Annotated in this window: 16 protein-coding genes; 8 read left to right on the forward strand and 8 right to left on the reverse strand. The window is 54.5% G+C overall.

From position 1 onward, the window contains the following. Positions 1-7 precede the first annotated feature (7 nt). Complete coding sequence (locus tag ACWAU0_RS07270) at positions 8-484, forward strand: CreA family protein (RefSeq protein WP_205452314.1); 477 nt, start codon at positions 8-10, stop codon at positions 482-484. A gap of 14 nt (positions 485-498) precedes the next feature. Here the strand turns inward: ACWAU0_RS07270 and ACWAU0_RS07275 are convergent, their stop codons facing one another. The 5 genes from ACWAU0_RS07275 to ACWAU0_RS07295 form a co-directional block, all read right to left on the reverse strand. Then, positions 499-2,424, reverse strand: coding sequence for an ATP-binding protein (locus ACWAU0_RS07275; RefSeq protein WP_205452312.1), 1,926 nt, complete (start codon positions 2,422-2,424; stop codon positions 499-501). Then, positions 2,421-2,930 carry a YfiR family protein gene (locus ACWAU0_RS07280; RefSeq protein ID WP_205452311.1) on the reverse strand — a complete coding sequence of 170 codons (510 nt, stop codon included), beginning with the start codon at positions 2,928-2,930 and terminating at the stop codon, positions 2,421-2,423. Before ACWAU0_RS07280 ends, ACWAU0_RS07275 begins: the two co-directional genes overlap by 4 nt. A 17-nt stretch (positions 2,931-2,947) precedes the next feature. Beyond that, positions 2,948-4,978 carry a TonB-dependent receptor plug domain-containing protein gene (locus ACWAU0_RS07285; protein WP_458138795.1) on the reverse strand — a complete coding sequence of 677 codons (2,031 nt, stop codon included), beginning with the start codon at positions 4,976-4,978 and terminating at the stop codon, positions 2,948-2,950. Between the two features lie 304 nt (positions 4,979-5,282). Next, entirely contained in the window at positions 5,283-6,131 is an 849-nt protein-coding gene (locus tag ACWAU0_RS07290) for an aldo/keto reductase family protein (RefSeq protein ID WP_458138796.1), read from the reverse strand. A 342-nt stretch (positions 6,132-6,473) separates the two neighbouring features. Beyond that, positions 6,474-8,111 carry a hypothetical protein gene (locus ACWAU0_RS07295; protein ID WP_458138797.1) on the reverse strand — a complete coding sequence of 546 codons (1,638 nt, stop codon included), beginning with the start codon at positions 8,109-8,111 and terminating at the stop codon, positions 6,474-6,476. 685 nt (positions 8,112-8,796) lie between these two features. Here ACWAU0_RS07295 and ACWAU0_RS07300 point away from each other — a divergent pair. The 6 genes from ACWAU0_RS07300 (at position 8,797) to ACWAU0_RS07325 (ending at position 15,104) form a co-directional block, all read left to right on the forward strand. Further along, positions 8,797-11,292, forward strand: a complete 2,496-nt coding sequence (locus tag ACWAU0_RS07300; RefSeq protein ID WP_458138798.1) for a hypothetical protein — start codon at positions 8,797-8,799, stop codon at positions 11,290-11,292. A gap of 6 nt (positions 11,293-11,298) precedes the next feature. Beyond that, the gene (locus tag ACWAU0_RS07305; protein WP_458138799.1) at positions 11,299-11,634 is read left to right on the forward strand and encodes a J domain-containing protein; all 336 of its coding nucleotides are present in this window, start codon (positions 11,299-11,301) and stop codon (positions 11,632-11,634) included. Beyond that, positions 11,631-12,281, forward strand: coding sequence for a nucleotide exchange factor GrpE (locus ACWAU0_RS07310; protein WP_458138800.1), 651 nt, complete (start codon positions 11,631-11,633; stop codon positions 12,279-12,281). The genes ACWAU0_RS07305 and ACWAU0_RS07310 overlap by 4 nt, the downstream gene beginning before the upstream one ends. 17 nt (positions 12,282-12,298) lie before the next feature. Next, a complete protein-coding gene (locus tag ACWAU0_RS07315; RefSeq protein ID WP_458138801.1) occupies positions 12,299-14,035 on the forward strand; it encodes an Hsp70 family protein in 1,737 nt (578 codons plus the stop codon). Further along, the gene (locus ACWAU0_RS07320) at positions 14,032-14,439 is read left to right on the forward strand and encodes a hypothetical protein (RefSeq protein ID WP_458138802.1); all 408 of its coding nucleotides are present in this window, start codon (positions 14,032-14,034) and stop codon (positions 14,437-14,439) included. The genes ACWAU0_RS07315 and ACWAU0_RS07320 overlap by 4 nt, the downstream gene beginning before the upstream one ends. Positions 14,440-14,633: 194 nt before the next feature. After that, positions 14,634-15,104 carry a hypothetical protein gene (locus ACWAU0_RS07325; RefSeq protein WP_192392320.1) on the forward strand — a complete coding sequence of 157 codons (471 nt, stop codon included), beginning with the start codon at positions 14,634-14,636 and terminating at the stop codon, positions 15,102-15,104. An 11-nt stretch (positions 15,105-15,115) separates the two neighbouring features. On the opposite strand, the gene ACWAU0_RS07330 is transcribed toward ACWAU0_RS07325, so the two are convergent. Further along, entirely contained in the window at positions 15,116-15,865 is a 750-nt protein-coding gene (locus ACWAU0_RS07330) for a zinc ribbon domain-containing protein (protein ID WP_458138803.1), read from the reverse strand. A 148-nt stretch (positions 15,866-16,013) separates the two neighbouring features. Between ACWAU0_RS07330 and ACWAU0_RS07335 the strand changes: the two genes are divergently transcribed. Beyond that, a complete protein-coding gene (locus ACWAU0_RS07335) occupies positions 16,014-16,535 on the forward strand; it encodes a GNAT family N-acetyltransferase (RefSeq protein WP_458138804.1) in 522 nt (173 codons plus the stop codon). A 23-nt stretch (positions 16,536-16,558) separates the two neighbouring features. Here the strand turns inward: ACWAU0_RS07335 and ACWAU0_RS07340 are convergent, their stop codons facing one another. Further along, complete coding sequence (locus tag ACWAU0_RS07340; protein WP_319962154.1) at positions 16,559-17,470, reverse strand: response regulator; 912 nt, start codon at positions 17,468-17,470, stop codon at positions 16,559-16,561. 480 nt (positions 17,471-17,950) lie between these two features. Next, positions 17,951-20,338 (reverse strand): Lon protease family protein, encoded by a 2,388-nt coding sequence (locus tag ACWAU0_RS07345; RefSeq protein WP_319962153.1) that lies wholly within the window; start codon positions 20,336-20,338, stop codon positions 17,951-17,953. Between the last annotated feature and the right edge of the window lie 3 nt (positions 20,339-20,341).

Here is a 20,341-nt window from a genome sequence, read left to right on the forward strand (position 1 = left end):
GAAATTTATGCTGAAAATATCCTTAAAACATAGCGGCCGCTTAGGCTGCGGATTGTTGCTAATGCTGGCCAGCTCGGCGCGGGCCGATGAAGTGGGTTGCGTAACCACGGCCTGGAAATTGATCGGCGCCAATCACAAGGTCTGTGTCGATGCGTTTGAAGATCCGAAAATCCCTAACGTGATTTGCCATATCAGCCAGGCCAGATCGGGGGGGATTTCCGGCGGCTTGGGTCTGTCGGAAGATCCGTCGGAATTTTCGCTGGCTTGCCGGCAAACCGGGCCGATCACATTGCCGGCTAAACTGAGCACGGAAGAAACCGTGTTTTCGGAAAGCACCTCGCTGTTTTTCAAGTCCACCAACATTACCCGTTTATGGGATGCCAAGCACAACACCCTGGTATATCTGGCGATCAGCCGCAAAGTGATCGAGGGTGCGCCGGCCAACAGTGTATCGACGGTGCCGGTGATGCCTTGGGGTAAATAGGGCGTTGATTAATGCTATCGCAGGTCCAAAGGCTGGTCGGCAACCGGTTTAATCCATTTCAATAAGGTTTCGTAAAGCGTGGCCGGTAGAATCGGTTTGCCGATGAAGTCGTTCATGCCGGCGGCCAGGCAGTGTTGATGATCGCCGTGCATCACGTTGGCGGTCATCGCAATGACGGGTAGGTCGCGGCAAGCCGGGATTTGCCGTAACAGCCGGGTGGCTTGATAGCCGTCCATCACCGGCATTTGTACATCCATCAGCACACAGTCGTAGTCGTTACGCCGCAACTTTTCCAAGGCCAGTTCGCCGTTTTCGGCAATATCCACCGCTAATTGCGCTTGTTCCAATAGCTCGATGGCGACGATGCGGTTGATTTCGTTATCTTCCACCAGCAACACCCGCCGCCCCTGCAGCCGCGCCAATTTACCGATGTCTATGCTGGTACGGTGACGGCGGATTTGGAAATTACGGATGGTATTCAAATCGGTGGCGCCCAGCAGCACATTAAAGGTAAAGGTGGAGCCGACGCCGGGTTCGCTGCTGACCTCTATCGTCCCGCCCATTTGTTCGATCAGCTGCTTAGATATGATCAAGCCCAGGCCGGTACCGCCGTAGTTGCGGGTCACGCTGCTGTCGCCCTGGCTAAAAGCCTGGAACAATTTGGTTTGCTGTTCGGCGGTGATGCCGATGCCGGTGTCGCTGATGGCAAATTGCAGACGCACCGAGTGCGCATCGCGGCTGATTTCGTTGAAACTGACGGTTATCTCGCCGTGCTCGGTAAACTTGATGGCGTTACCGATGAGATTGATTAACACCTGCCGCAGCCTTTGCGGATCGCCGATTACCGCGTGATACTCGCCGACCGGCGGCCTGATCAGTTGAATCCCCTTATTCGCGCTGAGTTGCAGCATGGTGGAAAACACATGCTCCAGCATCTCTTCCAGCAGAAAGGGTATGGTCTCCATCTGCATTTTGCCGGCTTCCATTTTGGAGAAATCCAGAATGTCGCCGATCAGTGTCATCAAGGACTGCGCGGACGACTCGACCCGTTTCAGATATTCGCGTTGTTTAAAGCTCAGTTCGCTATTCAGGCACAGTTCCACCAAGCCGACAATCGCGTTCATCGGCGTGCGGATTTCATGGCTCATATTGGCCAGGAACTGGCCCTTGGCCTGATTGGCGGATTCCGCCTCCCGCTTGGCGAGCTCAAGCTCCTGCGTGCGGCTTCGCACCTGGCTTTCCAAGTCGGTCTCGTGCGCCTGGATTTGCGCCAGCATATTGTTAAAGGCTTCGGCCAAATCGCTGATTTCGTCGTTACCGGCATAATCCGAGCGCCGGCTGTAATCGTGGTCTTTTTCGATTTGCCGCGCGGTATTGGCCAATTTCAACAGCGGGCCTAAAAACGAACGTTGCAAGCGCTGCACATACAAGGCCACCACGCTCAAGGCGATCAAAATAATGCCGGTGTTAATCAGGGTATTGAACAGCAAGGAGTGGTAGGCGCGTTTCAGATCGGCAACCAGGGTAATGTGGCCGACAATCTGTTTATTTTTATGCAAAATCGGCTGCGTGATCTGCCGGGTTTTCGACAGCCAGGCCGGCCACCAGCCGTGCCAATTGCTTGCCGGTTTTGCGTAACGGACCAGCGTGACGCCGCTGGGGGTTTGGATTTGCCCGGCGATGATGTCCGGATCGTGGGCCAGCGCATCCAATATTTCCTGGGCGGTTTGATTATCGTCGAACAACAAGGCAAAGCTGCTGTTTTGACCGATCATATTCGCGGTCAAGGTCAATTTTTGCCCAATGTTCTGCTGCAAAGCCGAATATTCCCGAATCGACAGCGACACCGTCGCTACCATCAGGCTTAACATCACCATCACTCGCAGGATTTTACCCAGCTTGCGGCTGATGGAAATGCGAGGATTTGTTGACGCTGTCATTCTATTATTTCGGCCATCCGCAGTAATTTCGAACTCAGCTTTAAATCGGCTGATTTCACCGCGGCTAAATTTACCACCAGTTTTAACCTGTTGTCGCGCAACGTAAATTGCACCATACCCCCGTGGTTAGCAAAGTTTTCCACGTCGCCGACCAACAACACATGATGTTGCCGGGCTTGCTCGGCTAATACCGGCGTTAATCCGACTAGGTCGCTTAGAAACAAGATGCTGCATTGGGTGATGTCGGGGGCGTCGGCCAAATTGACATGCACCGCATTACCGTTGATTTGTTGGCCTTCCAAAACCGGCAAGTAGGCGCGTAACAGGCTGCGGCCTTGCAAACAAATCGTCACCGGCGCAGCGCTGGGCCACTGAGCCAGCTCGGCGAAATGAAACAGATAGGCAGTCTTTAATTGAAACTCCCGGCTTTGGCTATTTTCCTCCGCGCGCGCGAAACCGGCGAACCAAACGCAGACACTGAGTAGCAAAAGGGTGTGCAGACGCATCGGCGCAATAACCTGTCTTAAAAATGCCAGGAGATTTGCGCCAGATAGCCGCGTTGAATCTGGCTGGCGACCGGTATGTACAGCACGTCGCTGAATTCAGGATGTTGATCATCCAGCAGATTTTGCCCGCTTATCGATAACTCCAGATTTTTGTGCGGATGCCAGCCCAGGCGTAAGTCCAGCGAGATATAGGCCGGAATGCTGCGTCTATCGATATACACTTCATCGACATAGCGGGCCCAGGCATCCAGTTCGATTTCGCTGGTCAGGTTGTATAAAGAGCGCAGTGAGAGATTGTGTTGCGGATTGAAATGTTCTTCGGTGAGTGGATCGCGAAACCAGGGCTGGTTTTTATCGTAATTGACCGAGAATTGGTTGGCGCTGTAAGAGGCTTGTAGCCGCCAATCGTGGTTTACCCGGTAATTGAGCGCCAACTCCAGGCCGTAACTGTCCACTTGCCGGTAATTGGCCACAGTGGCCTGCTTGATGTTGCCGTACGTTGGGTTGTTATAGGTCACACTGGTAAATTTAGTGCCTTGCATCCGGTCATAGATGTTGTAAAACAAGGCGCTGTCGATATCCAGACTAGTGGAAACTTGCCAACGCCAGCCCAATTCGTAGGCCAGCAAGTTTTCCGTGAGCATGTCCGGGTTGGCTTTGGCTTCGAAAAATCGGTTGGTATCCGGGATTTGTTTGAATAAACGAATGCTGTGTTGCGCCCTATTCGGCAGGACCACGGCGCGCGACACCGCGGCCCACAGGCTGTGCTGTTTGTTGGGTGTCCACAGCAGCCGGGCGTTGGGCTCGGTTTCCCAGCCGGTGAAGGTGAAATGCTCCACCCGGTTGCCCAGCGTTAGGGTCAGGTCGTCGGTCAAGCCGATTTGATCCTGTAAAAATACCCCGACATTGTGCTGCGTTAATTGCTCGGGTTCGAAACCCAGGGTCAGCGTGTTATCGAAACTATCGGAGATATTTTGATAGTTCACCCCCCACATCAGTTTGTGGTTGTCGATGATGGCCGGCAGGGTGTGTTGAAAGTCCAAATCGTAATGCGAGCGGCTCATCCGATTCATCGCCAATTGCCATTCGGTTTGGGTAAACGCCATATTCAGTCGCCAGTCGTGGCCGCTGTCGGTGCGATGAGACCAATTGCCCTGCAAACTGCCGGTCACGCCGTCCCTGCCGAAATCGTCGTTTTGCCACAGCGGCGCGGTCGTCGAGGTTTTGCCGATATAGTAGCCGCCCAGCCGGTAACGGGAGACGTTGGCTTCCAGCATCAATTTATCCTGGGCGCTGAGCTGGCTGTCCAACCGAAAATTGGCGGTCTCGGTATCGCCGGTGTCGTGGGTGTCTTGCTGGCCGGCCAGATCGATACTGGCGTCGCGCACCATCGTGCTGATCGTGCCGCGCAGGAAAGTGGATTCCGACAATTTCTGGCCGTAACGAATCCCACCGAAACCGCGTTCCTCGGTGCCGCCGCCGGCATTGAGCAAGCCGCCCTGGGTATCGCGAGCCGAACGGGTGATGATGTTGATGGTGCCGTTAACGGCATTGGCGCCCCACAAACTGCCGCTGGGGCCGCGCAATACTTCGATGCGCTCTATATCCGGCAGCGACGGGTTTTGCTGGCCCCAATACACGCCGCTGATCAATGGATCGTAGATGCTGCGGCCGTCTATCATCACTTGCAGCTTATTGGCGTACAAATCATTAAAGCCGCGCGCGCTGACCGCCCAATTCCAGGCATTGATTTTGGCGACATTCATGCCCGGCACCATGCGCAAAACTTCCGGTAGGCTGGTGGCGCCGGAACGGCGGATGTCTTCCGAGGTGATGACGAATGCTGCGGCTGGGCTGTCTTTAACCGTTTGTTCCTGCCGCGCCAGGCTGGATACTTCCAGTTCGGTGAGTTCCTCCCAACTTAGCGGCAGCAATTCGTTGGTCGCTTCGATGTCGGCCGGGTTTCCTTGAGCAAGCACGTTGGCATGCACCAGGCAAAGCCCGCTGCATAGGTAGGCAAATTGACGCAGATAACGGTTAATCAGCATGACATTTGGGCTTGAAGAGGCAAGGTTCCCGTTATTATAAAAGCCTTAACCGTTAACTGGGCAAATCAGTTGATGATGGGTCAGGTCAATAGAGATCCATTACAAACTTGGCAGCTTGTGGGCTTTAAGAAAAGCTTCTCTCCTCGGGGGTATCGTAAAAGAGGGGTTTTGTTCCTTCTCCCTTCGGGAGAAGGTTAGGATGAGGGTTATAAATCAGTGACTTACCGCTGTTCTATAAGCCTCTGCCGGGGGAGAGGCTTTTTTTGGGAATTGGCTATTGATTCTTAGCGACGTCGAACCTCGCTTAAAGCAAGGCCTCCACCGCCGCGCATTCCGCGCTACTCAACTCAAACTCGAAAATAGCCAAATCCTCGCGGATATGTTCGGCGGATGTGGTGCCGGTTAAAGGCACGATGCCGTTCTGCGTTAAATAGCGGAAGAATATTTGTGCCGGGCCGCGCTGGTATTTTTCCGCCAGCGTTTTTACAGCCGCGTCAGCCAGGATTTTGGGGTTGGCCGTCAGTGTCCAGAAGCTTTGATAAGCGATCTGCCGCTGCCGGCAAAACGCCCGCAGCTGTTTGTCGTAGCCGGTATCGGCATAAAACCGGTTCTGCAATACGGCCGGTTTAACCGTGGCGTTATCGTACAAAAATTCGAATAATTTAGGATCGTAGCAATTGCTGATACCCAACTGTTTGGCGCCACCGCTTTGCTGGATAACTTCCAGCGCTTGCCAAACCTCCAACAACTGCGCGCGATCCGCCAGCGGCGAATGCAGTACCAAGCCATCCAGATAATCGGTTTGCAGATTCTTTAACGAAACCTGGAAGGACTGTGCGACTTGCTCGGGCAAGCTGGCCTTGGCATCGTAAGGAATGCGCAGCGGATCGTGACCGTTCAAGGGCGTGAACTTGGTTTGCAAATATAGCTCGGATCGCTGCAAGCCCAACGTCCGGCAAGCTGCCGACACGCCTTCGCCAACGCCGGCCTCGTGATAATGTTTGGGCTGGCAAGCCGTGTCGATGCCGCGAAACCCCAGTGTTAGCGCCTGTTCCACCAGTGCGGCGGTACGCTCCTGCTTCCAGGCCGTGCCGTAAATAATGCCCGGCATGCGTACCCCGGCGGCGGAGAGAATAAAGTCGTTGTCACTCATCACAGCTCCCGAAAAAGCCTTGATCTTCGGTGATCGCGGCCTGGGCGTCAATTACTGAGGCTACTAAAATCCGGGATTGTTGAGTGAGCTTAGTGTGGGGTGATTGAATAACTAGGGGTGGGTGCTTGATATTGTCGGCTGCGTTAGGCCAAGAGCCGTCTATCGCGTGGATTTTTGAATGTCCGGTTAATACCGAAAATTGCTCGTCTAGCATAGAGCTAAGCCGACCGCTGGAGTGAAGCGGAAGCGGGTCGGCTTGAGCGTTTTGTTAGGCCAAGTAGTTATTATTCCTACTCATTTAGCGGAACCGCTGGCGCGTTCCGCCTTAAGCTGGTTACGGCCTTAAAGCCGTTCCTTATGATCTTGGCAGCCACCGTGTTCAAATTGCTTTTTGATGGCTTTGAGTTGTTTTAACTCGGCGTTTAATCGGCGATGTTCGCTGTCAACGAGTGTTTTGACGGCATCCAATGCACCCATGCGTACCCGTTCCATGCCAATTTCCAGATCGATTTCATCAATTGATTCAATCTGGCTGAAGCCGAGCAATGCGCCGCCAAGTGCCGCTTGTGCAAGCTGTCGCGGCGGTATTGGCCAATGCCGCATGGGGGCATCGTCCGGGCCAGGATCCGGGCCCGGACCAGGATCGCCCCAAGGACCCCAAGGGATGGGGACCACTTCTGGAATCACGATATTTACTAGTTCAATTATTGTGCAGGGGGGATAGAGGCGCAAAACGTAATCCCAGGCATAAGCGCCTATCAATGCTGGCGAACCACTGCCGTTCTCAAGGATTTCGCGGATATGATGGCTCATTGCGAGATTGGCTACCATGGCATTGAATCTAAAAATCCTGCCGACATCGGGCGACAACCAATGGACTATATTTTTGAAATACTGGTCTATTTGTCCCAATATGCGCAACCCATTGGGGGACGCCGTAAAGCCCTTCCGCCAGAGCGCCGCCCTTGGGTCGGAAAAGCCCGGACGGTTGGCGGCATTGTCGCCAATTAGGTTGATGTCGAAGAAATGGTGCCAGGTCGAATGGACGACTACCCGACCAACCCCTGCCTGATGTCCATCGTATACGCCAATCGTGCCCGTCCAGCGCGGTGTGGCTGTCTCTGAGTCGCCCGTATGGATGCCGTGCATCACTTCCGGGTCGGCGCGGCCTGTTGTCCAGCCCCACGCTACCACTTCCGGCGAGACCCGATTGCCGTGTCTGTCTTTGGGATATTCGTCAAACGTCATGCCGCCCACACTTATTTTGGCATCGAGATTGTCGGGGATGACGACTTCCCCTTCGTGCATGTGATCCGGGAATTCTGTGATGGCGCCTGACGGGCTGCACAGCAAAGGATGCGGATAGACCTCCCGAAACCATCTGCGGCGGGACCATTCGTACATTTTCAGGCGGAGAACCTGCGGAATGTCGTCGGATTGATTCTCAAAGACTACAACATCATTCACATCAGGCCGCGTAGTATCGACTCGATCAGGTCCCAGCGCCGGTGGGGGTGACTGCCAATGGCGCATGGACCGCACCCTAGGGAGCGAGCCAGCCAATGCTGAGCCGAGGCCGGCGTGGTCGCCGGTCGCAAATACACCACCACCTTGGTTCATGAATGCTGCTATGGCGGCTTGTTCAGGATCGGGAAGGGTGCCGGAGCCATAGCCGAGTAACCAGATTTGGTCGTAATCATTGAGGTTATGTTCGTTGAAGCGGAAATTCTCAATGACGCCCGGCGCGGTCAACGGGTCAGCTCCGCGGTGGGCTTTGGTGACTTTGCCCTCCTGCTCCAGCACACCAATAAGGTGGCTCATCCCAAAGTAATCTTCATTTAGGTTGCGCGGGTCATGCTCCGGCCCGAAAGACACGATGGTGTCGGCCACCACAAGGATATCAATCCTTAACCAACGTAAAATACTGTCGTGAAAATTTTTGTTTACCTCGAACTTGGCGAGATCAGACCAGATAGTCATAACGCACCTCCGCGTATTACTCTTGCAAAGCTATTAGATTTGATTGGTGCTAGTTGATTAGCCCCTTGAATTTCAAATTGAATTTTTGCCATTTCTGCCGTCTCCATAAAAGTTTACGACCATGGAAATAATTAAACAGGCATTATTAAAAGTAAGCCTGATTTATTGCCCGTCTTAGCGCGAACTAAGACATCGACAGTTATAGAATGCAGCTAACGTGAGATAAAAAATGTGATTTTTTGCACTTGACAAAAGTGGACTACTACCGCTTGGGAGTGTCGAATCCACAAATGCCTGACTAGTTATTATCTAGGTCTGCATATCCTGTACATTAGGGTTATAAGTTTGCGTCAATCTGTTTTTGGAGCTCACTAGTTCTAGACGGGATAACGGGCATTTTTGACACGATACCCGGGTCCCAATAACACCAACGAGTGGACCACTATCGACAGTCTGCTTGGCGTCGGTTTTGCTCGTTCGCATCCGGCAGAATGTCAGTTAGCTCAACAGCCGATTCGCAAGCTATCCCCTTAAAGTTCAAAAAAGTCTGTGAACATCCATCGTTCATTACTGACTCTTCAAAGGAACTGGAATCGAAGTCTGGACGTGAAAGCAAACCGGCCTAGTATGCAGGTGCTGCTTTATAATGTTCTTTTTTAAAGCGAGGGCTAATCCCTAAACAGCCGTGAAAAAAATCATCCAGAAAATTTCCGCCGGGCTCTCGGAATCGTCATTACCGGAAAAAGCGCAGGCGCACTATGCCGCCGGGCGCTATAAGGAAGCGAGCGATTTATTCAAGGAACTGTTAAAGCAATCGGCCGACGCCGAAACCAAACGCTGCTTGGCCGATTGTTATCTGCAACGGGCCAGGGGAATGGCGGCCAAGGCCATGTTCAAGGAAGCCTGCGTGCTTTGGGAAAATTACGCGGCTAACGCGCAACCGCCGCTGCAAGCGCAAGATGCTTACCTGTTGTGGCTGTTGGCCGGCAAAAACGAGCGCAAAGCTTACGCCCTATTGGATGGGTTGAATGCTCGGCAGTTGGACGAAGAGTTTCCAGTGCTTTCGGCATTTCTGGGGATGCTACTGGTTTCCGGGGACACGGAGTTGTTGCCGCATTTGCCCCAGGATTCCGCGCTGCGTAAACATTGGGAGTGTGTAAGCGCGGCGCTGGCGGCGTATCGCAACGGCGAACGGGAACGTTGCGAGCAGGCCTTGAAACCATTGCCGTTTCGTTCGGCGTTTCGCGATTTGCGGGGCTTGCTGAAAGCGCAGCTGCTGGCTGGCGCGGATATCGAGCAAGCACCCGCCATTTTAGCCAAAATCCCCGACGAATCGCCTTATCAACCGCTGGCTAAGGCCTGCTTGGCGTATCGGCAATCCGGCGCGGATTTCGTTGCCAGCCTGTCGAGTCTGGAACACAATCAGCGCCGCATCGTTGCTCAGGCCAAAGGTCTCAACGCCCGCCAGACTCAGTTAGCGGAAGCGCTGGTCAAACTCAACGGCCAGATCGACGCCAAGACCCGCTTCAATCTGGTCCTGCAATATCGCGACGTATTCGGCAACGCTGCCGCGCAAGCCTATTGCCTGGGGGCCTTGGCCGAGTATCCGGGCGGTGAAAAAGACTATTTCAAACACTTCGCCAGCAAGGACCCGTTCGAGGAAAACCGCTTGCAGGCCTTGTTGCACGAGCAAGCCGAAAACGCCTACGACGCCGGTTTTTTTTGGCAACGCTGCATCGATATTCTGAAACAAGACCGGCCGGCCAATGACCGAAAAATTGCGTTGATCCTCAGGCATATGGCCGACAAGGCTTATTCCGGCGAAGCGGCCGCAATGTTGGCCGACAGCCTGGAGTACGACCCCGACGACCGGCAAAGCTATCTAAAACTGTTAACGGTTTACCAGGAACAGCGGCCGAATGCGGCTCAGTACGAACACTGGTTGGAACGTGGCTTGCAACGTTTTCCCAACGATACCGATCTGCTGGTGCGGGCGGCCAAATCCGCCGCCGCGAGAAAAGCCTTTAAAAAGGCGGCGGCTTACGCTAAAGCCTTGTTGCAGATAGACCCGGTCAATACCTTGGCTAAACAGCTATTGTTTGCCAATCACATGGCCCATGCCCGCCGCTTGGTGAAAGCCGAAAAATTTCATTTGGTGGAAAAGGAAATTCAAGCGGCCGAACAATTAACCATCGATAAAAGCCTGCGCCGCCAAGCCGAGTTGTTGCGCGGATTTTATCTGTGGCATGCCGAGGACAAAGCCCAAGGCTTGCAACGCATCGCCGATACGCTGGCAAGCCTTTATGACGATCCGGTTAATATGCATGTGCAAGCGCAGATCGAAGCCGGATTGCTGGAACTGCCGACACAGGGGCTTAGCCGCGCGCTGCCGGCGTTTAAGGACTATCTGCTGTCCGCCCCGCAATTGCAGCGGCTGATCGGCTTGCTGAATTATTACGACGAGCAATTGGACGATAACAGCCTGGTGCTGAAAGCCTTGGACAAAGTCAAAGCGCCGCTGAAAAAGTCGGTGGAATGGCTACTGGACCATGAAGCGCTGCTGCTTGCCTGGTGCCAAGCTTTGGAAAGCGTCGGTCATTTCGAGCTATTGAAGCACTGCGCCAAAATGGCTCAGGCTCGCCGACATACGCCGGCCTTGATGTATTACCGGACGCTGGCCGAATGCCAAGGCGATGCCAGCCATTTAGACTTAATGAGCTTATACCGCTTGGAAATCGGGTTGGCAGATGCGCGGGCGGATAACGACAACAGGACCGCCGGGTTGATCGCGCGCCTGCTCGAACGGGCCAGAGGCGTGCCTGAGTATTTGCCGATGCAGGATGAAGCGGACGACTTCGACCAGCCGCCGTTTAGCGACGATCCGATTGAAGATTTGTTCGGCCACGTTCCGGACGCCGTGTTCAAGCGTATCGAAAAGAAAATCGAGGAGCTGGTGCGCAAGCGCGGTCCAGAGCAGTTCGTCGCCCAAATCATGCATCAATACGGCAATGGCCGCGATGAGCAAAACCTGGCGATCTTGTTCATGAATCAAGACTTCCTATGGTGTGTGACGGTATACGCCGCCGCAGAGGAGCTGAAACTCGAGATCGGCGTCGGTTTCGACGACATCGTCGCCCGCTTCAACCACGACTCACCGCAGTATTCGCTGCCTTTTAATTAAGTGCTTATGATTTCACCGTATGACATTCTGGGCGTGCCCGAACAAACTAGCGACGCCGACATCAAACAAGCCTATTTACAGCGGGTCAAGGACAATCCGCCCGACCGCGATCCCGCGCGCTTTCGCGAAATCCAGGAGGCTTTCGAAGCGATTAAAGACCAAGACAGTCGGCTGCGCCATGCATTGTTTGCTATGCCGCGTGTCGAATTCGACACGTTGCTGGCGCAAGCCTTCGGCCAATCGGCTACTGGCGAGACTATGCCTGCGGACGATTTCCTAAAGCTGGCGAGCACGCTGACCATCGAAAAATCGCTCGCTCAATTGACTAAAACGCCATCATGACGACAGACACCCCGCAAGACGAGTTGCTGACAGCCTTGCAGCACTATCTACAGGAAACCGACTTCGCCCATCTGACCGCAATCGACCAACCGGATTTGACCGCCTTATTCAGCGATTTGGCCGGCTTGAAAACCGAAGTCAAAGCCGAGTCGCGGCAATTTAAAGCCACGCTGGATAGTTTGAGCGAGGCGGTTTCCACGCTGAAAGCCGACAATCAAGCCTTGGTGGACGAACTGGCGAAAGCCAACGAACGCCTGCAGCAACAACGCCGGGAGGACGAGCGAGCCCTGCTGCTGGAATGGCTGGATATTTACGACCGGCTCGATGCCGGCTATCGGGCCGTGCGGCAGTATCGGCCGGTCGATGGCTTGTTCCGGCATTCCAAACCACAGGACGTGCGCTTCATCGCCAGCGTCGGCGAAGGCCAGGAAATTACATTGAAGCGCTTGGAACAGATGCTGCAACGCCGGCGGGTGTTTGCCATCGATTGCGTCGGCCAGCCCTTCGACGCGCGGACCATGACGACGGTCGCGATCGGCTCCGATCCCTCGCAGGTAAACGCCGTCGTGCTGGAAGAACTGCGCAAGGGATTTTTACTCGAAGATCAAGTGTTGCGATTGGCGGAAGTCAAAGTCAATAAACTTTAAGCATTCAGGGAACACATATGAACGACATCATCATCGGCATCGATCTAGGGACCACGAACTCGGAAGTGGCGATTGTCGAAAACGGCGAGGTCACGGTGATCGCCGACAACGGCAGCAAGATTTTGCCGTCTTTCGTCGGGCTAGACGATAACGGCGAGATATTGGTCGGCGCCAGCGCCCGCAATCAATACCTGATATATCCGGAGCGCACCGTCAAGTCGATCAAGCGTTTGATGGGTCAGGATACGCGAGTCACGATGGCCGGTCAGGCTTACACGCCGCAGGAAGTCTCCGCGATCATCCTGAAGCGTTTGAAGGCGATTGCCGAAGCCTATGTCGGCCGGCCTATCGTCAAGGCGGTGATTACCGTACCGGCCTATTTTTCCGACGCCCAGCGCCAGGCCACCCGCGAAGCCGGGGAAATCGCAGGGCTGGAGGTGGTGCGGATGATCAACGAGCCGACCGCCGCCGCGCTGGTTTACGGTGCCGGCCAGCTCGATGCCAAACGCATGCTGGTTTACGACCTGGGCGGCGGTACCTTCGACGTGTCGGTGGTCAACGTGCAGAGCGGCGTCGTCGAGGTGCTGGCCAGCCATGGCGACAATCACCTGGGCGGCGACGATTTCGACCAACTGATCGTCGATCGCATCCTGGCGCATATCCGCGAGCAGTACGGGATCGAAGTCGAGCCGCACGGCAAGGCGATGGCGCGCATCGTGCGGGCGGCGGAACAGGCGAAACTGCGCTTGTCCGACGAGCCGTTTGCGACGATAGAGGAAGAATATTTGCTGGAACGCCAAGGCACGCCGCTGCATTTGACGATGGAATTGGCGCGTGCGGAATACGAAGACCTGATCGCCGACCATATCAACGCCACGCTGGACGCGACCCACATCGCGCTGAAGGGCGCAAAATTGATCGCCTCCGACATCGACGAAATCATCCTGGTCGGCGGTTCGACGCGCACACCGTGCATACGCGAGCGTTTGTTCGACGAATTCGGTTTCGAGCCGCACGGCGAAGTCGATCCCGACCTGTGCGTGGCGATGGGGGCGGCAATGCAGGCGGCGATGATTAACGGCGAGGACATCGGTACGGTCTTGGTCGACGTGACGCCATACAGCTTCGGCACTTGTGCGGTAGGCTATCTGGACGGCATGCCCTATCCGTATCAGTACGTGCCCATCGTACATAAAAACAGCGTGTTGCCGGTGCGCAAGTCCGAAGCTTTCGAGACCTATCACGACAATCAGCGCGAAGTGAACGTGCGGATTTTTCAAGGCGAGGACCCGGATGCGCTGAACAACGTCGAAATCGGCGAGTTTTTGGTCGAAGGTTTGTTGGACGTGCCGGCCGGCAACGTCATCACCTTGACGCTGGACCTGGATTTGAACGGCATCTTGCATGTTTCGGCTCGGGAGAAAGCCTCCGGCAAGGAAAAAGCCATCACCATCAGTAACGCGATTTCCCGCTTCGATAGCGGGGAACTGAGTGGCGCTAAACGGCGTATCGACGGTTTGTTCGGCGAAACCGCCGGCGAAGCGGGGTTGTCGCCGGAAAGCCCGGCCGTGGCGGCCGCGCGTCAAGCGATCAAGAAAGCCGAATCCTTGTTCGAAACCGTCTCCGCCGAAGACAAGGAAGACATGGTCGATCTGATCGAAGCTATCTCGACGTGTCTGGAAAGCGGTGACGAGGCCGGTCTGAAACAGCCGGTCGAGCGCTTGAACGACATCATTTATTACCTGGAATCGTGATACCTCGCTGCCCGGCCTGCAATGCCCGGCTCGGTGCGGCCACGGCGTGCCCGCGTTGCGGTGCGGAGTTGCAGCACATCTTTCGAAGCCAACGCTTGGCCGAGCAGTGGCTAGGCGTCGCATTACAAACTACGCGGGCCGGACGCTTGGCTATCGCGGTGCCGGCGGTGCTGCGCTCCTTGAGTTTCAAGCAAACGCCGGCAGCCAAGCTGTTACATGGCTTCTTGATCCAACAGTTGTATCGGACGCTGTACGAAAATTTGGGCCGACAGGATTGGCAAGAAGCGCGTGGCATGCTCAGTCTGTTACAAATGTTGCAAGCTGACAATGAAACCTTGCGCCGATTTGCCGAGATGATTGCCCAGTTGTCGGCGCAAGCGGAATCAAATCATAGTGTTGCTTAGGCTGTTAGCGGATTGCCGCTAAGCTACGCATTCCGGCTATTACCCGGTCCTGAATACCATTCGCCTTTATGCCCTTGAGGGTACTGAGCTTGTCGAAGGGCATACCAGCGATAAAGCGGGCCGGATTAATAAATTGACGACAAGCGCAAGTGCGCTTGGTTATAGTGTCCGAGTCCAACTATCGGGAAATAATCGTGAAAAAACTCCTGCTTACGCTGCTGGCCATCCTGCTGATCATCGAGGAATGGTTGTGGGATTTCCTGTCGGCTTGTGGGCACTATCTGGCGCTACTGCTGAGGCTGGAAAGTGTTGAGCGTTGGTTGGCTCAAACTTCGCCGGCCATGGCTTTGCTGGCATTTACGATTCCGGTATTGATCGTCACTCCGCTGAATCTGGCTGCGCTGTCTTTGATAGTACATGGCCTGTTGTTGCAAGGCATTTTATTGGAAGTGTTCGCCAAGTTGCTCGGTACCTTGCTGGTGTCGCGGGTGTTTAAATTGACCAAGCCGCAGTTGCTGACCTTCGGACTTATCGCTTTTGTTTATCACACCGTGATGGGTTGGCTGCAATGGGCGCATGCCAAGATTGTCGATACCGAGATTTACCGTTGGTCGCGGCAGGTAAAAGCGCAGGTTAAGGCCAAAGTGAAAGCGTGGTTGGGCTAAATTGTTTCCCGTTAATCGGGTTTTGAGCCAGTCAGTTTTTGTCGCTGTTTGAACAACACGTAACCGCAGCTGATCAGCGCCGCTATCATCAACATTGCACCGAGTAACTGCGCGAGTTTAGCCAGCGCATGATCCTGGGCCAATAGGCCGGATTCGGTCAGTAAATATTCCCAATCGTGAAAACCGTAAGGGGCGGAATGGCCGAAATTGCCGCCCAGCAAGGGCAGTTGCCCGGCGCGGGCGTCGTTGATATATGGGGCAATGTCCAAGAAGTTCTCGCCCACCCACCATAAACACAAGCCGGCGCCGAACGGATCGCGGGTTTTTAGCAGCAAGGTCAACATGCAAATCGTCGGCATCAGAATTTGGCCGAGGGTGCCGCCCAGCGAGGTGATAAATTGCCCGAACGGCCGGAAAATCACATGGCCAGCTTCGTGAAACGGCAGGTTGACCAAATGCAGAAACGATGCGCCGACCGCATTGCTGGCCAGACCCGGCGTAATCAGCAACCAGCTCCACAGCAAAAATCCTGGTAATAATAGGCAGCGGCCGATAAAAATGGCTTCGTTGTCCCGGTAGGCGTCGTCGCCAAATAGGGTGTCTGCGGGGGCTTCAAGAGTAATGACAACTTGTGGGCGTTCCGCCGCCGGGGAGTTTGTATCGCCGTGGTATTTGTAATATTTGGCAAAGACGATGCCGCAGTGCGGGCAGGTTTCCTCCGCGGGCAGCACATCCCGATGACACTTTGGGCATGGCTTCATGTTGGGGCTCCAGGCTTGGTGGGGGAAGAAGAACGTAGGTTATTGCCCATAAACCTTAGCAGCAAGGCGGGGATTTTTTCTGCTTCGGCAAGGTTTTGTTTGTGCGTAAGGTAGCTTGCCGAAGCAGCGAGTTTTTTTGAGGTTAATCATGTTGGAACTGACATTTACCAGAGCCAAACCGGCTGATGCCGAGCAATTGGCGGAGTTTATCAATGCGGCGTATCGCGGCGAATCCAGCCGGCAGGGTTGGACCACCGAAGCCGATTTGCTGGATGGCCGACGCACCGATGCGGCGGATATTCTGGACTTAATCTCCGGTGCGGGGTCTATGATTTTGCAGTGTCGGCGGCAGGGAGATTTGTTAGGTTCGGTGCATTTACAAAAAGTCGATCAACAGGGGCATATCGGCATGTTGGCGGTCGCGCCGGCTATGCAAGGTTTGGGGATTGGCAAGCGTTTGTTGGCGGCGGCGGAAGCAGAGGCCGTGCAAACTTGGGGAGTTAATCATTTGGTGATGGCGGTGATCCCTTGTCGGGCCGAGCTGATGGCGTTTTACGAACGGCGCGGCTATCGGCGTACCGGCATCAGCAAAGCGTTTCCGATAAATCCCGAGATGTGGACACCAAAAGTGGCGGATTTGTCTTTGGAGTTACTGGAAAAGTGCCTGTAAGCCAGCTTGTTTAAGCGCAGAACCTAGGTCGGTAAATTAACGGTGGCAATGACTTGATTGCCGTTTCCAAGGTATTCCAGTGAGTCGAAACTCAGCATTCGCGACAAGGCTATGCCGCGGCCATGCAGATCGGAGGCGCGTTCCGGGGAGAAATCCAGGTAAGGAGATGGATCGAAGCCTTTGCCCTGGTCTTTGATGGTAAAGATGGTCTGAGTGGGTGTTCTAACGATTTTAACCTGCACGAATTTGTTTTTATATTCGGGCAAACCCAGTCGGCGCTCGATTTCTTCCCGCCAACAACCTTGACCTACCAATTCGGTTTTTTCTTGATAACTAATGCCCAGATTGCCATGCTCGACTGCGTTGAGCAGCAATTCGGAAAGCCCGGTGGCGACCTTTTCCGGGTTGCATGACAACCCGGTCAGCAGTGCGGTCAAGCCATTGACCTCGCTCAAGGTCCGGAAAGAAAACTCCGCTTTTCTCAATAAACCCAGCGCCACCTTTTTGTTGCTAATCCGGGTTCTCAAAGTCTTGTGGCGGCGGCTGTCTTCCAGCGCTGCCGCTACGAAAGCCAGTAAAATTTTTTCGTCGTAGGGCTTGGTGAGGTAATGGTAAACCCCGGCTTGAATGCCTTCCACGATCGACTCCCGCGATGATTCACCGGTCTGGAAAATAACCGGCAGATCGCTAAAGCGCGGGTCAGCTTTGATCTTGGCCAATAAGGCCATTCCATCCATCTGCGGCATGTTGCGGTCGGTAACCACAATGTCAAACGGCTTTTCGCTGCTGTTCAACATCTGCCAGGCTTCGAGCCCGTCCTCGGCGGATTGAACTTCGTAACCGGCAGATTGCAGATATGTGCGGAGGATGTCCCGCATCAGTTTCACATCGTCGGCGATGAGGATGCTGGCTTTATAGTCGGAATTGGATTTCAACGCCAAATCTCCTTGAGGCTACGGATAATACAAACATTTTAGTAGCCCTGGCCTCATAGACAGTCTGCTGTGATAGAAAATAGCGTTTCGAAACAAAGTTTAGCGGCCAATCCCCATTTTGCCCACACAGTGAGTATCGATAATTTATTTTTGCGATTTTTCAAATATATGTTAAACGAATCACAAAAGCATACGGGCAAAAATGCCGCTTGCTTTTGGTGCGGCCCTGTTCGGCCTGTCATGGCTGAATCGCAAGCGCGATATGGCCTAGCTTGCGATAACTTTTTTGTATTCTAAGCTGCTTGGTTAGCCTTATCCGAATGTCTTCGATTAAGGCTAACCAGGTTTATTGAAGCCCGCGTTTTTAAGATCTAGCCCTCACGCATGTCTCAGCTGTAGTGAGCATTTTCAATCGGTTGCCACCGACTGCACGGGTTGTATCTTGCTGCAATCTTGGTTGATGAGCCGAGCGACACGGCGTTATGCCCCGGTCTCGGTTTCCTTATCCTCGTCCACCGACATATCGGAAATTTCCTTTAAACGGGCGACGGCTTTGAAATTGACGCTGCCTTCCGGGTACTGGCCTTCCGCATTGATAGTGCCGGCTTCTTGTCCGGTGAGCAGGCTCAAGGCTTCATCGACGCTGGATACGGTGTAAATGGCAAATAGGCCTTGCTCGACGGCATCCACCACTTGCTGTTTCAGCATCAAATTGCGTTTGTTCGATGCCGGAATGATCACGGCTTGTTTGCCGGTCAAACCGCGCGCCGCGCACAGTTCGAAAAAGCCTTCTATTTTCTCGTTGACGCCGCCGATGGCTTGCACTTCGCCGTACTGGTTGATCGAGCCGGTCATGGCAAAGCCTTGTTGAATCGGCGTGCGCGTCAGTGCGGAAATCAGGCAGCACAGCTCGGCCAGCGAGGCGCTATCGCCGTCGATGTGGCCGTAAGACTGCTCCATGGCAATGCTGGCAGAGATGGCCAACGGAAATTGCTGGGCATAGCAATGGCCGAGATAGCCGCTCAAAATCATCACGCCTTTGGAATGGATGGGTTGCCCCAGTTCCACTTCGCGTTCGATATCGACAATGCCTCGGGAGCCCGGATGCACGGTAGCGGTAATCCGCGCCGGCGCGCCGAAGCTGCTGCCGCCGATGTCCATCACGGTCAGGCCGTTAACTTTACCGATGGCTTCACCGTCAGTGTCGATCAGAATGGTGCCTTCCAGCATTTCTTCCAGAATCGCTTCGGCGATGCGGCCGTTGCGTTGCTCACGCGCCGATAGTGCCAGTTCGATCTCGGCCTTACCGATGTTGGCCGCGTTGGTTTGGCCGGCCAACAAATTGGCTTCGGCGATGATTTCCAGGCAGCTGTTCACGTGAGCGGACAGGCGTTGCTGGTTTTCGGCTAAGCGGCAGCTGTATTCGATCAAGCGCAGCAAGGCGCCATCGGTCAAGGCTTTGGCGCCGGAGTCGGCGGCGTGGCGTTTTAGCAAGGTCACAAACTGGCTAACGTTGTCCGGGCTGCGTTTGATGTGGTCATCAAAGTCGGCCAGCACCCGGAACATTTCGTTGAATTCGCTATCCAGCTCTTCCAGTAAATAGTAAATATCGCGCGAGCCGACCAGGATGACTTTGACATTGAGCGGGATGACGCCGGGTTTAAGCGTGATGGTGTTAATGCCCAGCTCGGAATATGGCGACTCGATTTCGATGCGGCCGGCTTGCAGTGCGCGTTTCAGGCCTTCCCAGACGAAGGGATAGGTCAGGACTTTTTCCGCGTCCAGGATCAGATAACCGCCGTTGGCGCGATGTAAGGAGCCGGGGCAAATGCGCCGGTAACTGGTCACCAGCGTGCCTTGGTCGCTGATGTACTCGATGCGGCCGAACAGGTTCTGATAGATCGGATGCGGCTCGTAAATCACCGGTGCGCCGTTGCCATCGTGTTTGCAATCCACCAGGATGTTGGGCAGGTATTGCTCGATCAAAGCCGCGCGTTTGGCGATGATCTCTCGGCTGTCCTGGCTGCGGCTGGGCATCAGCAATTCGCCGATGGTGTTGCTCAGGCTTTTTTCGATTTCCGCCAAGTAGGTGATGACATCGTCGACGTTCTGATATTTTTCGTTCAATTCGGCCAGCAAGGGTTCCAAGGCTTGCTTGATGGTGTCGTTATCAAGTTGGCGAATTTCCTCCACCAATGTCCGGCGCCATTGCGGCAGTTCCAATAAGACATCGCCGAGAAATTCTTCCAATTCTTCGGTGTGCTGATGGAAGGCATCCCGTTCGGCCTGCGGCAGCAGGGTGAACTGATCTTCGTCCAGTGCTTTATCGTTGCGGATTGGTAGAAAAGTGATGGTGTCGCTGTCACGATATAGCGCTACGCTCATCTCCCGGGCTTTGGCGTCGACCAGGTCGATGGCGGCGTTGTAACGCTGGTTAAAGCGGCGCTCTATCGCCGTCTTTTTTTGTTGGTAACTCGGGCTTTCGAAGGCGGCGGGAAAGGTGGCCAGCACGTCGTCGATCAGCTTTTCGATGTCCTTGGCAAAAGCATGCCCTTCCCCGGATGGCAGTTCGATAGCCACCGGCTCGCGCTGATTCTCGAAGTTATCGACGTAGGCATAAGACAGCGGCGATTCTTGTTGTTCGGCATAGGTGCTTAAATAATGGCTGACCATGGACAGGCGGCCGGTGCCGGGGTCGCCCATCACGAAGATGTTGTAGCCCGGCGCCTTCATCGCAATGCCAAACGCTAAAGCGGATTGAGCGCGCGTTTGGCCGAGGATGACGTTGTGTTGTGCGCTTGGCACGGCACTGGGCAAGTCAATCGCCAGCTTTAGGGCCGAGACCGGCAATTTCAATTGTTCAAGCATGAT

The organism is Methylomonas sp. Uni0009 (genome assembly GCF_054188105.3).

What these genes read in the sequence shown, in the direction of transcription:
- ACWAU0_RS07285 (WP_458138795.1), bottom strand. Translation starts at nt 4,978, where the DNA reads ATGCTGATTAACCGTTATCTGCGTCAATTTGCCTACCTATGCAGCGGG.
- ACWAU0_RS07290 (WP_458138796.1), bottom strand. Translation starts at nt 6,131, where the DNA reads ATGAGTGACAACGACTTTATTCTCTCCGCCGCCGGGGTACGCATGCCG.
- ACWAU0_RS07275 (WP_205452312.1), bottom strand. Translation starts at nt 2,424, where the DNA reads ATGACAGCGTCAACAAATCCTCGCATTTCCATCAGCCGCAAGCTGGGT.
- ACWAU0_RS07305 (WP_458138799.1), top strand. Translation starts at nt 11,299, where the DNA reads ATGATTTCACCGTATGACATTCTGGGCGTGCCCGAACAAACTAGCGAC.
- ACWAU0_RS07310 (WP_458138800.1), top strand. Translation starts at nt 11,631, where the DNA reads ATGACGACAGACACCCCGCAAGACGAGTTGCTGACAGCCTTGCAGCAC.
- ACWAU0_RS07315 (WP_458138801.1), top strand. Translation starts at nt 12,299, where the DNA reads ATGAACGACATCATCATCGGCATCGATCTAGGGACCACGAACTCGGAA.
- ACWAU0_RS07270 (WP_205452314.1), top strand. Translation starts at nt 8, where the DNA reads ATGCTGAAAATATCCTTAAAACATAGCGGCCGCTTAGGCTGCGGATTG.
- ACWAU0_RS07345 (WP_319962153.1), bottom strand. Translation starts at nt 20,338, where the DNA reads ATGCTTGAACAATTGAAATTGCCGGTCTCGGCCCTAAAGCTGGCGATT.
- ACWAU0_RS07330 (WP_458138803.1), bottom strand. Translation starts at nt 15,865, where the DNA reads ATGAAGCCATGCCCAAAGTGTCATCGGGATGTGCTGCCCGCGGAGGAA.
- ACWAU0_RS07295 (WP_458138797.1), bottom strand. Translation starts at nt 8,111, where the DNA reads ATGACTATCTGGTCTGATCTCGCCAAGTTCGAGGTAAACAAAAATTTT.
- ACWAU0_RS07280 (WP_205452311.1), bottom strand. Translation starts at nt 2,930, where the DNA reads ATGCGTCTGCACACCCTTTTGCTACTCAGTGTCTGCGTTTGGTTCGCC.
- ACWAU0_RS07335 (WP_458138804.1), top strand. Translation starts at nt 16,014, where the DNA reads ATGTTGGAACTGACATTTACCAGAGCCAAACCGGCTGATGCCGAGCAA.